Consider the following 228-nt stretch of genomic DNA (forward strand, 5'->3'; position numbering starts at 1 on the left):
CCCAGCGGCAGGTCCGTCCCGGCCCCGACGTTCGCGCCCAGGTGCACCAGGCCGCCGCCGCCGACCACCACGAGCGCGTGGAGCCCCGCCACCGCCGCGCGGCGCGCGTGCGCCGTCGCGGTGCGCAGGGCCCGGGCGGCCTGGTCCTCGTCCCGGTGCCCGCGGCTGCGCTGTGCGACCCGCGCCGCCGCCCCCACTCCCGTCCCGCGCCCCCGGCCCGCCACCTGG

The 228-nt window shown here is 84.2% G+C and carries 1 pseudogene; it reads right to left on the reverse strand.

What is annotated here, in order from left to right:
- Window positions 1–228 (reverse strand): annotated as a pseudogene (locus KVT14_RS23695) (diacylglycerol kinase family lipid kinase); the annotation flags it as partial.

Source organism: Cellulomonas sp. GbtcB1, from assembly GCF_019091725.1.
In the GTDB taxonomy this organism is placed as follows: Bacteria; Actinomycetota; Actinomycetes; order Actinomycetales; family Cellulomonadaceae; genus Cellulomonas.